The organism is Ruegeria profundi (assembly GCF_020171505.1).
Classification (GTDB): Bacteria; Pseudomonadota; Alphaproteobacteria; order Rhodobacterales; family Rhodobacteraceae; genus Ruegeria; species Ruegeria profundi.
The window spans coordinates 154,714-167,146 of the sequence record NZ_JAIUZS010000007.1; the positions used below are offsets into that span (position 1 = coordinate 154,714).

Here is a 12,433-nt window from a genome sequence, read left to right on the forward strand (position 1 = left end):
CCCATTGAACCCCCGGTCGCGCTGGGCCATGTAACGGGCGAGAAACTGAGGGACACGCCATGAAAATCGCCTTTCAGATGGACCCGATCGGGGCCGTGGATATCAACGCAGACAGCTCTTTCCGTTTGGCCGAAGAGGCACAGGCCCGCGGCCATACGCTGTTTTTCTACAGCCCGGATCACCTCGCCTATCAGGAAGGACGGATTACCGCGCGCGGTCATGACATGAAGGTCCAGCGCGTTGCAGGCAATCCAGCCGTGCTCGGGTCTGAACGTGAAGTTGATCTGGCGGATTTTGATGTGGTCTGGCTGCGTCAGGACCCACCGTTTGATATGCATTACATTACGTCGACCCATATTCTGGATCGCCTTAAAGGGAAGACGCTGGTGGTCAATGATCCGTTCTGGGTGCGGAACTACCCTGAAAAGCTGTTGGTTCTGGACTTCCCTGAATTGACCCCGCCGACAACGATTGCGCGCGATCTTCAGACGATCAAAGCGTTCAAGGAAAGGCACGGTGACGTCATTCTGAAGCCGCTTTATGGCAACGGTGGCGCAGGTGTGTTTCGGCTTGACGCAAACGATCGCAACCTGACCTCGCTGCACGAGTTGTTCACGGGTTTCTCGCGTGAGCCTTTGATCGTGCAGAAATTCCTGCCTGATGTAAGCAACGGCGACAAGCGTGTGATCCTTGTGGATGGCGAAGCTGTCGGCGCAATCAACCGCGTTCCGGCCGCGGGCGAGACCCGTTCGAACATGCATGTGGGGGGTCGCCCGGAAAAGATTGGCCTGTCAGAGCGCGATCAGGAGATATGTGCCGCAATTGGCCCCCTGCTGAGGGAAAAAGGGCAGATTTTTGTGGGGATCGACGTGATTGGCGATTATCTGACCGAGATCAACGTCACATCGCCAACCGGTATTCAGGAACTTGAACGGTTTGACGGCGTCAACATTGCTGAAAAGATATGGCAGGCGATTGAGGCCAAAGTCTAAGACGCGATCTTGGCGCTGATGCGAAAGCTCAGCGCCTCTGCGACATGCGGTCGTTTGACATCCCTTTCGCCATCGAGATCAGCGATTGTGCGCGCGACCCGCAGGATGCGATGAAAGGCGCGGGCTGACAGGCCAAAACGCTCGGCAGCTTTCAACAACAGTTCTTTCCCCTCTGCGTCCGGGGCGGCGATTTCCTCGAGAACGTTGCCCTCGACATCCGCGTTTTGGCGGGTTGCGGGCGTTTCCCGAAAACGGTCGGCCTGAATTGACCTTGCCTGTTCAACACGTGCCGCAACAGTGGCTGAACTGTCGCCGGAAGGCGGCAGGTCGAGGTCGGTAAACCCGACTGGCGGGACCTCAATCCGCAGGTCGAACCGGTCCATAAGGGGGCCGGAGATTCGGCCAAGGTAGTCTTCGCCGCAGACCGGCGCGCGCGAGCAGGCGCGGGCAGGATCGGTCAGATACCCGCATTTGCAGGGGTTGGCCGCAGCCACCAGCATGAACCGGCAGGGATATTTCACATGGGCGTTGGCGCGGGCCACCATGACCTCGCCGGTTTCGATAGGCTGGCGCAGGGTTTCCAGCACCGTGCGGGGGAATTCTGGAAACTCATCCATGAACAACACGCCATTATGAGCCAGCGAAATCTCGCCCGGCTTTGCGCCCTTGCCGCCGCCAACGATGGCAGCCATCGACGCGGTATGGTGTGGTTCCCTGAACGGGCGGCTGCGGCTGATACCGCCTTCATCCAGCAGCCCACAAAGGGATTGAATCATTGAGGTTTCCAGCGCCTCGACCGGGGTAAGCGGTGGTAGAATACCCGGCAGTCGCGCAGCCAGCATAGATTTGCCGGACCCTGGCGTGCCGATCATAATCAGGTGGTGGCGCCCGGCGGCCGCAATTTCAAGGGCGCGCTTGGCCCGTTCTTGACCTTTAACATCGCGCAGGTCCCGGGTGCTGGACGCAAGACTAACCTCTCCGGGTTTGGCCACGGGCAAAGGCGACTGGCCCGAGAAATGGCGCACGACATCGCCAAGAGACTCTGCACCGATCACCTGAGTAGCATCCACCCAAGCAGCTTCGGCGCTTGACGCGCGCGGGCAAAGCAGGCTGCGATCCTCGGCCGCGGCAGTCATAGCCGCGGGCAGCGCCCCGAGGACGGGCACAAGTGAGCCATCCAATGACAATTCGCCCAGCGATACCGTACCTTCGGCGGCGTCGGCAGGAATGATTTCAAGCGCCGACAACAAGGCCACGGCAATGGGTAGATCGAAATGGCTACCTTCTTTTGGCAGATCGGCGGGTGAGAGGTTGATGGTGATGCGCTTTGAGGGCAGCGCAATGGCCATCGAACTGAGCGCACTGCGAACTCTGTCGCGCGCCTCGGACACCGCCTTGTCGGGCAGGCCGACGATGGAAAACGCCGGCAAGCCCGGTGAGACGGCGCATTGCACCTCGACCGGGCGGGCATCGACACCTTGGAAAGCGACAGTGTGAGAACGGGTGACCATGAACGACCTTTTTGGTTAACAGGTCGTTGCTGCCATGGTCGCGGTTTAAGAATGGTTAATGCCGGTGATCATTGATGCGAATTCTGGCCAGGCGCCGGGGTCTGCAACGGTTTTGTCCCGGCAGAACCGGTTGCAAAAGCCCCAGCGTTGGCCGTCCAATTCAAGTACGTGAGTGATCGGCTTGCCCGAATAGGGGCATGTGTCGTTGACGGAATCTGTCCCCTCGACTGGGCGTGCATCCGACTGATCGCCTATTGGCCACGCCCGTGACGGCAAATCCAACGCATAGGGAACGGGGTCATAAGCAACCGTCAGACCCATGGCACGCCATTGCCGTACCGAGATGTCTGACAACAGCTCTAGGCAGTACGCGCGGTTGGCTTCTGAAACCGGCAGGCCGTACCCGATGATCCGGGCGGCTACCGGTGTATAGAAAACATCGACCAGGGAATAGCTGCCGAACAGCGGGCCGGTTTCCGCGCCCGATACGGTGCGGGCGTGGGACCACAGGGTTTCGATCCGTGCCAAATCCGCCAACGTCTTAGAGGATGGCTGAAAACCCTGCCAACACTGGATCAATTGCATAGGGCATTCTCCGCGCAAGGCGTTAAACCCGGCAACCATCTCGGCGCAAAGCCATCGCGCGGTTGCCCGGGCAGCAGGGTCCTTGGGCCACAGCCCGGCCTCGGGGTGCCGTTCTGCCAGTGTTTCCGCCATGGCGAGGCTTTCGCCTACGACCGTTCCATCGGGCAAACGCAATGCTGGCACAAGACGGGCCGGGGCAAGGGGTTTCATATCTTCGGCCATGGTGCCGGAATACAAGCCAATCATGTGGCTTCGGTAGGGCAGGCTGAACTTTTCCAGCATCAACCAGCCACGCATCGACCAGCTGGAAAACAGGCGGTCGCCGATATACAAATCATAAGTCATACCTGACGATGGCACGTAAGGATCGTTCATTAAATCAGTTATTTGTGCGGGCTGTGATCACGGGCAGTGATTGATCCGCCCCACTGACCAGCGATCGCCGTGATGGGTTATGTCTGTAACGGAAAGGTTGTCGATGCGATGGCCAAACACCTCCTGCGCTTCGATGCCAAGGGCACGCTGAACCTGTGTCAGGATGACACCGAAATGGGCCACGATAACCAGGTCGCGTCCAGAGTGGTCTACTATCAGCCGGTCTATCACGGCATCGACCCTGGCCCGAACCTCATTCCAGGTTTCACCGTTCGGGGGGCGAACGTCACCCGGATTGTCCCAATAGGCAAAGGCAAGATCGGGGTCTTCTGCTTCGATCTCTTTGAACCCGCGTAGCTCCCACGTGCCGAAATGAATCTCTCGCAAGTCGGGATGATGCGGCAGCCTTTGCCGCTGGCCCTGAATGGCCGAGGCGGTGTCGGCAGCGCGTGAAAGGTCGGACGATATGACCAGCGCCTCAGCCGGCAGATGCCCTTTCAGCCGCGCGATGGCCGCATGATCGCTTAGGTCCGCAGGCAAGTCGGACCATCCAACCATTGATTTAGCGTGGGTTGGGCCGTGACGAACAAGATGAAGACGTGTCATGGCAAATGCCCTTTCAGGACCAACGGCAACCCGGCAGTCACCTGCACAACCAGATCCGCCTGCGCGGCCAACGCGATGTTCAGCCGGCCCTGAGCCTCGCGGAACCGGCGGGCCAGCGCGTTGTCCGGGACAATGCCGTGCCCGACCTCGTTTGACACTATCACAACAGGCGCGCCGCAAGAGGCAAGGTCTTGGAGCAGTTTAGTCTGCGCCTGTTCCAGATCGTTTTCGGCAAGAAGATGATTGGTTAGCCACATGGTTCCGCAATCGATCAGGCAGATATCATTCGCGGTCAGGTCACACAGTGCGGGCGCCAGATCAAAGGGTGCCTCAATGGTCGTCCAACTACCCCCGCGCTGTGCGATATGGCGTTGAACCTTGTTGCGCATCTCATCATCAAACACTTGTGATGTGGCGATGTACGAACGCTTTTTCCCAGAAGATACAACAAGTTGTTCGGCATATGACGACTTTCCCGAGGCCGCGCCACCCAGCACAAAGGTCAAATCCGGATACACTGCATAGCCTTTCTGGTGATCCACCCGGTCGTTTTCTGCGTACCTATTTCAAGTCGGTAAAACAAGCCCGGCTCGCGCCTGTAAATAAGGAGAGATTTCAATGGCACTCGACAATGCGAACGATTTCTCGATGTCCCGGCAAGCAATGAAGGCCGAACTGCTGGACGCAGAGACCGAATTGAAACTTGCATATGCTTGGCGAGACGACCGCGACGAACAAGCGTTGCATCGTCTGATCACCGCTTACATGCGGCTAGCTATTTCCATGGCGGCGAAATTCAAGCGCTACGGCGCACCCATGAATGACCTGATCCAGGAGGCGGGGTTGGGTTTGATGAAAGCTGCGGACAAATTCGACCCGGACCGCGGTGTGCGCTTTTCCACCTATGCGGTCTGGTGGATCAAGGCGAGCATTCAGGACTACGTGATGCGCAACTGGTCGATGGTGCGGACAGGGTCGACCTCGTCTCAAAAATCGCTCTTTTTCAACATGCGCAGGGTTCAGGCACGGCTTGAGCGCGAAGCAGCCACCGAAGGGACTGAGCTGGATCGCCACCAGCTGCACCAGATGATTTCGACCGAGATCGGCGTGCCTTTGCGGGATGTTGAAATGATGGAGGGCCGACTGTCCGGCTCTGACTTCTCGCTGAACGCCGTTCAATCCACGGACGAAGATGGGCGTGAGTGGATTGACGCCCTTGAAGATGATCGGGAGCAAGCTGCCGAGACAGTGGAAAACAGCCATGATACGGAACAGTTGCGTGAATGGTTGGTGACGGCCATGCAGGCGCTGAATGACCGCGAACGGTTTATCGTACGTGAGCGGAAACTGCGCGAACCGGCCCGGACGCTGGAGTGCTTGGGAAAGGAACTTGGCCTTTCCAAGGAGCGGGTACGCCAGCTTGAGGCTGCAGCGTTTGTGAAAATGCGAAAGAACCTTGAAGCTCAATCGCGCGAGGTGCAACACTTCATCGCATGAAACGATTTGCGATTCTGCTGTGTGCACTTGTGGTTATGGCCAATCCTGGCCATGCCGACCTCATTCCGAATGACATTCTGAACGCGATGAAATCATCGGATGTGGTTATCTTGGGTGAAATACACGATAACCCGCAGCACCACATCGTTCAGGCAGAAGCGTTGAAAGCCATCATGCCATCGGCGGTCGTATGGGAGATGGTGACCGAGGAAGGCGCGCAGCGTCTTGCGAACAAGGCGGTGTCCGACCCCGAGGAGCTTGCACGCATATTGAAATGGATCGAGTCCGGCTGGCCACCGCTCAGCATGTATTACCCGGTTTTTCAGGCGTCGGATGCACCGATTTATGGCGCGATGGTGCCGCGTGCTGCGGCGCGGGCAGCGATGGAACGCGGCGCGGCAACCGCTTTGGGTGCGGATGCCGCGCGGTTTGGTTTGACCATCCCGCTTCCGCCTGCCGAACAAGCCGCGCGTGAGGCAGATCAGCTGGCCGCGCATTGCGACGCAATTCCGGAAAGTGCGCTGCCACAAATGGTGGCGATTCAGCGTTTGCGGGATGCCGTGCTGGCGCGGGCTGTCTTGCGGGCTACGGATGAAACCGGTGGGCCAATTGCGGTGATTACCGGCAATGGCCATGCGCGCAAGGATCGTGGCATCCCCACTTACCTGTCCCGCCTGCGTCCGGGATTGAAGGTATTTGTGCTGGGCCAGTCCGAGGATGGAGTTATCGAGGGTGAATTCGACGCGGTGCTTGATAGTCCGGTAGTCGAACGGGAAGACCCTTGTCTTGCGTTTCAGCAGCAGAATTAACCGCTGGAACTGTCCGGCCCGCTTGCCTAATGTCAGGGCCGAGCTGGACGGGAAGGGGTCAACATGCTGGCATCGAAACGCATTCTGCTGATCATTGGCGGTGGGATCGCGGCCTATAAATCGCTGGATCTGATCCGGCGTTTGCGCGAACGCGGTGCATCGGTGACCCCTGTCTTGACCCGCGCGGCAGAAGAATTTGTGACACCGCTTTCTGTGTCGGCCTTGGCCGGAGAGAAAACCTATCGCGACCTTTTCGACCTGACGGATGAGGCTGAGATGGGCCATATCCAGCTGTCTCGTTCAGCAGATTTGATCGTTGTGGCCCCGGCCACTGCTGACCTGATGGGCAAGATGGTTGCAGGGTTGGCAAATGATCTGGCCTCGACGTTGCTGATGGCGACCGATACGCGCGTTTTGTGCGCGCCCGCCATGAATGTGCGGATGTGGGATCACCCGGCAACTCAGAGAAATCTGAAACAATTGCAAGCGGATGGTGTCCGCTTTGTTGGCCCGAATGAGGGCGACATGGCCTGCGGCGAATACGGCCCCGGTCGCATGTCAGAACCGCTAGAGATTGTTGCGGCGATTGAAACCGAACTCGGCGCCGGCCCGTTGCGCGGCAAGCGCGTTCTCGTGACCTCGGGCCCAACGCATGAGCCGATTGATCCGGTGCGCTATATCGCCAACCGATCATCAGGGGCGCAGGGAACGGCTGTTGCACGGGCGTTGGCAGGGCTGGGTGCTGAAGTGATATTTGTGACCGGTCCTGCGGATGTTGCGCCGCCAGATGGTGTTCAGGTTAAGCGGGTTGAAACTGCACAGCAGATGTCAGATGCCGTGGACGCCGCGCTGCCGGTTGACGCGGCTGTGTTTGCTGCGGCGGTTGCAGATTGGCGGGTGGTTGGAGCATCGGACAAGAAGCTGAAGAAAAGCCGGGACGGAATGCCAGCTCTGGAATTTGCTGAGAATCCGGACATCCTCAAACGCGTCTCGCACCTGAAAACAGGACGACCACCACTGGTTGTAGGCTTTGCTGCTGAGACCGACGACGTGATCGAACACGCTACAGCCAAACGGGACCGCAAGGGCTGCGACTGGATCGTTGCCAATGATGTCAGTCCGGCGACGGGCATCATGGGCGGATCGGAGAACGCGGTGATCGTGATTTCCGATAAGGGTGCCGAAGAATGGCCCCGTATGGGTAAGGACGCCGTGGCAGAACGATTGGCGCGCAAGATCGCTAACGCTTTGATCAGCAAACAAGAGGAGCAGTGATGGTTGCAATTCGTGTAATTCGCGAGGAAGGCGCTGATCCGACGGTCCCCCTGCCGTCCTATGAAACTACGGGTGCGGCTGGCGCAGATGTTCGGGCCAACCTGCCAGACGGCGCGGCGATCACGCTTGAACCCGGTCAGCGTGCCTTGGTGCCCACTGGCTTGCGTATCGAAATCCCGCAAGGGTTTGAGGTACAGGTGCGCCCGCGATCTGGTCTTGCGCTCAAACACGGCATAACGCTGCCCAACACACCGGGCACGATAGACAGCGACTATCGCGGCCCATTAGGCGTGATTGTTCTAAACGCGGGGCAGGAGGTATTCGAGATCACCCATGGTGAACGGATTGCCCAACTGGTCGTCGCGCCGGTTGTGCAGGCCCGGTTCGACGCAGTCGAGTCGCTCAGCGATACCGCGCGCGGTGCCGGTGGCTTTGGCTCGACCGGGCGCGGCTAATGCTGCTGGTTCTGATCCTCGCGGCGGCTCTCTGGGGTATCGGCTATCTTGCCGGCGTGTCCCGGACGGCTCGTATGACGTCTGTTGCGGTTCTGTTGGTGGGCGTGGTTCTGGCACAGCTGGTTTTGCCCGTCAGTCACCCCTTGCGCGCGGCGACGGGTGGTTCTGCGGCACCTTGGCTTTTACTGGGCGGTGCCGCGCTGCTGATATTGCTATACAGGCAGGTTCTGAGGGCGCTGCGCAATCGCGCCGCACCGACGTCGGAACAGAGTATTTCGCCATCCGGCCAGTTCTCAGAAACTGAGCTTGAGCGCTATGCCCGCCACATCGTCCTGCGCGAGCTGGGGGGGCCGGGTCAGAAACAGATGAAGCAGGCAAGGGTGCTGGTCATCGGGGCCGGCGGGCTGGGCGCGCCCGCCCTTCAATATCTGGCTGCTGCCGGGGTGGGTACGATCGGCGTGATCGACGATGATGAGGTCGAAAATGCCAACCTGCAACGGCAGGTGATCCACCGCGATGCCGATATCGGAATGCCCAAGGTGTTTTCGGCGCAACAGGCAATGCTGGCGCAGAACCCAAAGGTTACGGTCCTGCCCTATAACCGCAGGCTGACCGATGAAATCGCATCCGATCTGTTTGCGGATTTCGATGTGATCCTTGACGGCACCGACAATTTTGAAACCCGCTACCTCGCCAACCGTACAGCCGTAGCCCTGGGTAAGCCGCTGATCTCCGGTGCGCTGTCGCAGTGGGAGGGGCAGCTCAGCGTCTTTGACCCGGCCAACGAAGCGCCATGCTATCAGTGCATCTTCCCCGAGGCGCCTGCGCCCGGCCTTGCACCCTCCTGCGCCGAGGCGGGGGTCATTGGCCCTCTGCCCGGTGTGGTAGGGTCGATGATGGCGGTTGAGGCGATAAAGGTAATCACCGGTGCGGGCCAGGCTCTGCGGGGTGAAATGCTGATCTACGATGCGCTTTATGGCGAAAGCCGCAAGATCAGCCTGTCACGCCGTGCCGATTGCCCGATCTGCGCAGGGTCTGAAGACCGGGCACAGACGCCGGGCGCGTAAGCGCGCGGCCCGGCCCAACGCCGCCAAGGCGCATCTTTGATGCGCGCTGCGGAGGCGGGAGCACCCAGCTTGGGGCAGTCTCCAGATTGGCGATAAGATCGTCGCCAGCGCAGTCGCGATAGTTCTGCTGCTGCTTAACCTGCAGCCGCTATTTCACTCCCTCATGTCACGTCTGTCTTTCAGGTGACGTCGCGTATTGCGATGGGGTTGCAAAAAAGCAGAGCAAAGGAATTTGCCGCGATTGGTCCGCCACCTCTGGACCATCCGGGGTAGCCTCCCTAGCTTCACCGGTAAAGGAGAGCTGCATGACCAACCCGATCCTGTCCGACTGGACCACGCCGTTTGAAATTGCCCCGTTCAACGCCATATCCGATGACGATTTTACACCTGCGTTAGAACAGGCCATGCAGGCCCACAACGCTGAAATCGATGAGATCGCCAACAACCCGGATACGCCCACATTCGCGAACACGATCGAGGCGCTTGAGGCGGCAGGCGAACAGATGGACAAGGTGCTTTCGGTGTTTTTCACCGTCGCCGGAGCCGACAGCAATCCGGCACGGGAGAAGTTACAACGGGACTTCTCGCCCAAACTGGCTGCGCATTTCTCGGGCATATCGTCGAACAAAGCACTGTTCCACAGGGTGGCGGATCTGTGGGCGCGTAAAGACGACCTGAACTTGACCGAGGAACAGGCGCGTGTGCTTATGCTGACGCATCGTGGCTTTGTCCGTGCAGGTGCCGCGTTGGAGGGGGATGCGGACGCACGGATGCAGGACATCAAGGCGCGGCTGGCCTCCTTGGGAACCTCCTTTACGCAGAACCTGCTGGCCGACGAACGGGACTGGTACATGGGCCTTTCCGAAGCTGATTTGGAAGGCCTGCCTGATTTTGTGGTGGATGCTGCGCGCGCGGCGGGGCAGGAAAAAAACGCGAAAGGGCCGGTTGTGACGCTATCGCGTTCTTTGATTGTGCCGTTTTTACAGTTTTCGCCACGGCGCGACCTAAGGGAAAAGGCGTATCGGGCTTGGACTGCGCGAGGCGCAAATGGCGGTGAAACGGATAACCGGGCGATTGCTGCTGAAATCCTGACCCTGCGGGAAGAACGCGCAAAGTTGTTGGGTTATGACAGTTTTGCCGATTTCAAGTTGGAAACCGAAATGGCAGGTACGCCCGACAAGGTCCGTGATCTGCTTTTGCAGGTGTGGCAGCCAGCCAAGGCGCGTGCGGATGCGGATGCCGAGATCCTGACGCAGATGATGCAGGAAGATGGTGTCAACGGCCCACTGGAAGCGTGGGACTGGCGCTATTACGCTGAAAAACGTCGCAAGGCCGAGCATGATCTGGATGAAGCGGCACTAAAGCCTTACCTGCAGCTTGATCGAATGATCGAGGCGGCGTTTGCCTGTGCCAACCGTCTGTTCGGGCTTGAATTCGCGCCGCTGGACGTTCCGCTCTATCACGAGGATTGTCGCGCGTGGGAAGTCACGCGAGACGGACAGCACATCGCGGTGTTCATCGGTGACTATTTTGCGCGGGGATCGAAACGCTCGGGCGCGTGGTGCAGCGCGATGCGATCGCAGGCCAAGTTCCCCAAGGTGCAGGCACCGGTCGTGATTAATGTCTGCAACTTTGCCAAAGGTGATCCCGCGCTGCTGTCTTATGATGACGCACGAACGCTGTTTCACGAATTCGGCCATGCGTTGCATCAAATGTTGTCCAACGTGACCTATGAAAGCATTTCGGGCACCAGCGTGGCGCGTGATTTCGTCGAGTTGCCTAGCCAGCTTTATGAACACTGGCTGGAAGTCCCCGAGGTTCTGGCCGAATTCGCAACCCATGCCGAAACTGGTGAAGCGATGCCACAGGACATGTTGGAGAAAGTGCTGAAGGCCGCCAATTTTGATCAAGGGTTTCAGACGGTGGAATATGTCGCCTCGGCCCTCGTGGATCTGGCGTTCCATGAGGGCGCAGCCTCGGCAGATCCGATGGCGAAACAGGCTGAGGTTTTGGCGGAAATCGGTATGCCGCGGGCCATCGGGATGCGGCACGCCACACCGCATTTTGCCCATGTCTTTGCTGGCGACGGGTATAGCGCGGGTTACTACAGCTACATGTGGTCAGAGGTCATGGACGCCGACGCCTTTGCCGCGTTTGAAGAAGCGGGCGGTGCATTCGACCCGGAACGCGCCAAGGCGCTGGAAGAAAACATTCTGTCCACCGGCGGTTCGCGCGAGGCCGAAGACCTGTATCTGGCCTTCCGGGGCAGGTTGCCGGGTGTCGATGCGCTGTTGAAAGGCCGCGGGTTGATCGCGGCCTAGTATCCTAACGTACGATCCACGAGGTGCAGGAAGGATTCGCCTTCCTCTCCTCGGCGGATATTCTCGCAGATCACCTGTGCCGCTGTGACGGGACGTGTTTCCGACGCGATATGCGGTGTGACCGTGACGTTCGGATGGGCCCAGTAAGGGTGGACCGACGGCAACGGCTCGACCCGGAACACGTCAAGTGTTGCGTGCCCGACCTGCCCCGTGTTCAGCGCGTCTAGCAAGGCGTTATCGTCGATCAACGGTCCCCGACCGGGGTTGATGATACACGCCCCCTTGGGCAACAGGGCCAGAGTTTTGCTGTTCAGAGTATTCTCTGTCGCTGGTGTATCCGGCAACAGCAGCACGACGATCTCGGCCCGTGACAGAGCGGTCAGCAACCCATCCTCGCCATACAGGCAATTGACACCGGGGATAGCCTTGGCCGTTCGGCTCCAGCCGGTGACATCAAAATTCAATGCGGCCAACGCCCGTGCAGCGGCTTCGCCCAACGCGCCAAGGCCGAGAATGCAAACCTGACGTTCACTGGCCAAAGGTGGTGCGTCAGGGGTCCAAACCCCATCCTGAACTGTTATGTAGTGATCCATGCCAAGGTGATAACGCAGCACGTGCCCCACCACCCATTCCGTCATGCCTTGTGTCAAACCGTGATCCACCATCCGCGCGAGCGGCACGGTCAGCGTCGCATTGCCCGCAATCTGTTCAACCCCGGCCCAAAGGCTGAGTACCGCTTTCAGCCGGGTGTAGGGCGTAAAGTCCATCAACCCTGCGTTCGGGGCATAAACGATGTAATCCACCTGATCCGGTGCGAATTCCGTCCCAAGGCAGAAGTCCAACCCGGCTTCGGACAGACCCTTGGCCAGCAGGGGCTCGTACACGGGCCACAGTTCAGGGCGCGCGGAAAACAGGACGTTGACGGGCATAAAGGACCTTT

12 protein-coding genes are annotated in these 12,433 nt (G+C 59.2%); 7 read left to right on the forward strand and 5 right to left on the reverse strand.

The annotated features are described in order from the left end of the window. The first annotated feature begins 59 nt into the window (after positions 1-59). Positions 60-992 carry a glutathione synthase gene (gene gshB / locus LCM21_RS16320; RefSeq protein ID WP_224891552.1) on the forward strand — a complete coding sequence of 311 codons (933 nt, stop codon included), beginning with the start codon at positions 60-62 and terminating at the stop codon, positions 990-992. On the opposite strand, the gene LCM21_RS16325 is transcribed toward gshB, so the two are convergent. The 4 genes from LCM21_RS16325 to cobU are packed head-to-tail and all read right to left on the reverse strand — an operon-like array spanning position 989 to position 4,611. Then, positions 989-2,503, reverse strand: coding sequence for a YifB family Mg chelatase-like AAA ATPase (locus LCM21_RS16325; RefSeq protein ID WP_224891553.1), 1,515 nt, complete (start codon positions 2,501-2,503; stop codon positions 989-991). The genes gshB and LCM21_RS16325 overlap by 4 nt on opposite strands. 45 nt (positions 2,504-2,548) lie before the next feature. Beyond that, positions 2,549-3,433 carry a glutathione S-transferase gene (locus LCM21_RS16330; protein ID WP_224891628.1) on the reverse strand — a complete coding sequence of 295 codons (885 nt, stop codon included), beginning with the start codon at positions 3,431-3,433 and terminating at the stop codon, positions 2,549-2,551. Positions 3,434-3,490: 57 nt separating this feature from the next. Further along, complete coding sequence (locus tag LCM21_RS16335) at positions 3,491-4,069, reverse strand: histidine phosphatase family protein (RefSeq protein WP_224891554.1); 579 nt, start codon at positions 4,067-4,069, stop codon at positions 3,491-3,493. Next, positions 4,066-4,611: a bifunctional adenosylcobinamide kinase/adenosylcobinamide-phosphate guanylyltransferase gene (gene cobU, locus LCM21_RS16340; protein WP_404818131.1), complete on the reverse strand. Its 546-nt coding sequence runs from the start codon at positions 4,609-4,611 to the stop codon at positions 4,066-4,068. Before cobU ends, LCM21_RS16335 begins: the two co-directional genes overlap by 4 nt. A gap of 76 nt (positions 4,612-4,687) precedes the next feature. Here cobU and LCM21_RS16345 point away from each other — a divergent pair, with 76 nt between their 5' ends. From LCM21_RS16345 to LCM21_RS16370, 6 genes are all read left to right on the forward strand, one after another. Beyond that, positions 4,688-5,566, forward strand: a complete 879-nt coding sequence (locus tag LCM21_RS16345) for an RNA polymerase factor sigma-32 (RefSeq protein WP_224891555.1) — start codon at positions 4,688-4,690, stop codon at positions 5,564-5,566. Then, positions 5,563-6,375 carry a ChaN family lipoprotein gene (locus tag LCM21_RS16350; protein WP_224891556.1) on the forward strand — a complete coding sequence of 271 codons (813 nt, stop codon included), beginning with the start codon at positions 5,563-5,565 and terminating at the stop codon, positions 6,373-6,375. The genes LCM21_RS16345 and LCM21_RS16350 overlap by 4 nt, the downstream gene beginning before the upstream one ends. A gap of 63 nt (positions 6,376-6,438) precedes the next feature. Then, on the forward strand, positions 6,439-7,650 hold the full coding sequence (gene coaBC / locus LCM21_RS16355) for a bifunctional phosphopantothenoylcysteine decarboxylase/phosphopantothenate--cysteine ligase CoaBC (protein ID WP_224891557.1): 1,212 nt from the start codon (positions 6,439-6,441) through the stop codon (positions 7,648-7,650). Next, positions 7,650-8,105: a dUTP diphosphatase gene (dut, locus tag LCM21_RS16360; RefSeq protein WP_224891558.1), complete on the forward strand. Its 456-nt coding sequence runs from the start codon at positions 7,650-7,652 to the stop codon at positions 8,103-8,105. Before coaBC ends, dut begins: the two co-directional genes overlap by 1 nt. After that, positions 8,105-9,172 carry a HesA/MoeB/ThiF family protein gene (locus tag LCM21_RS16365; protein ID WP_224891559.1) on the forward strand — a complete coding sequence of 356 codons (1,068 nt, stop codon included), beginning with the start codon at positions 8,105-8,107 and terminating at the stop codon, positions 9,170-9,172. Before dut ends, LCM21_RS16365 begins: the two co-directional genes overlap by 1 nt. Positions 9,173-9,477: 305 nt before the next feature. After that, on the forward strand, positions 9,478-11,493 hold the full coding sequence (locus tag LCM21_RS16370; protein WP_224891560.1) for a M3 family metallopeptidase: 2,016 nt from the start codon (positions 9,478-9,480) through the stop codon (positions 11,491-11,493). On the opposite strand, the gene LCM21_RS16375 is transcribed toward LCM21_RS16370, so the two are convergent. After that, positions 11,490-12,422 (reverse strand): 2-hydroxyacid dehydrogenase, encoded by a 933-nt coding sequence (locus LCM21_RS16375; RefSeq protein ID WP_224891561.1) that lies wholly within the window; start codon positions 12,420-12,422, stop codon positions 11,490-11,492. The two genes, LCM21_RS16370 and LCM21_RS16375, sit on opposite strands and share 4 nt — an antisense overlap. Positions 12,423-12,433 lie beyond the last annotated feature (11 nt).

Coding starts and splice junctions, on each gene's coding strand:
- gshB (WP_224891552.1), top strand. CDS start 60: ATGAAAATCGCCTTTCAGATGGACCCGATCGGGGCCGTGGATATCAAC.
- LCM21_RS16325 (WP_224891553.1), bottom strand. CDS start 2,503: ATGGTCACCCGTTCTCACACTGTCGCTTTCCAAGGTGTCGATGCCCGC.
- LCM21_RS16330 (WP_224891628.1), bottom strand. CDS start 3,433: ATGACTTATGATTTGTATATCGGCGACCGCCTGTTTTCCAGCTGGTCG.
- LCM21_RS16335 (WP_224891554.1), bottom strand. CDS start 4,069: ATGACACGTCTTCATCTTGTTCGTCACGGCCCAACCCACGCTAAATCA.
- LCM21_RS16345 (WP_224891555.1), top strand. CDS start 4,688: ATGGCACTCGACAATGCGAACGATTTCTCGATGTCCCGGCAAGCAATG.
- LCM21_RS16350 (WP_224891556.1), top strand. CDS start 5,563: ATGAAACGATTTGCGATTCTGCTGTGTGCACTTGTGGTTATGGCCAAT.
- coaBC (WP_224891557.1), top strand. CDS start 6,439: ATGCTGGCATCGAAACGCATTCTGCTGATCATTGGCGGTGGGATCGCG.
- dut (WP_224891558.1), top strand. CDS start 7,650: ATGGTTGCAATTCGTGTAATTCGCGAGGAAGGCGCTGATCCGACGGTC.
- LCM21_RS16365 (WP_224891559.1), top strand. CDS start 8,105: ATGCTGCTGGTTCTGATCCTCGCGGCGGCTCTCTGGGGTATCGGCTAT.
- LCM21_RS16370 (WP_224891560.1), top strand. CDS start 9,478: ATGACCAACCCGATCCTGTCCGACTGGACCACGCCGTTTGAAATTGCC.
- LCM21_RS16375 (WP_224891561.1), bottom strand. CDS start 12,422: ATGCCCGTCAACGTCCTGTTTTCCGCGCGCCCTGAACTGTGGCCCGTG.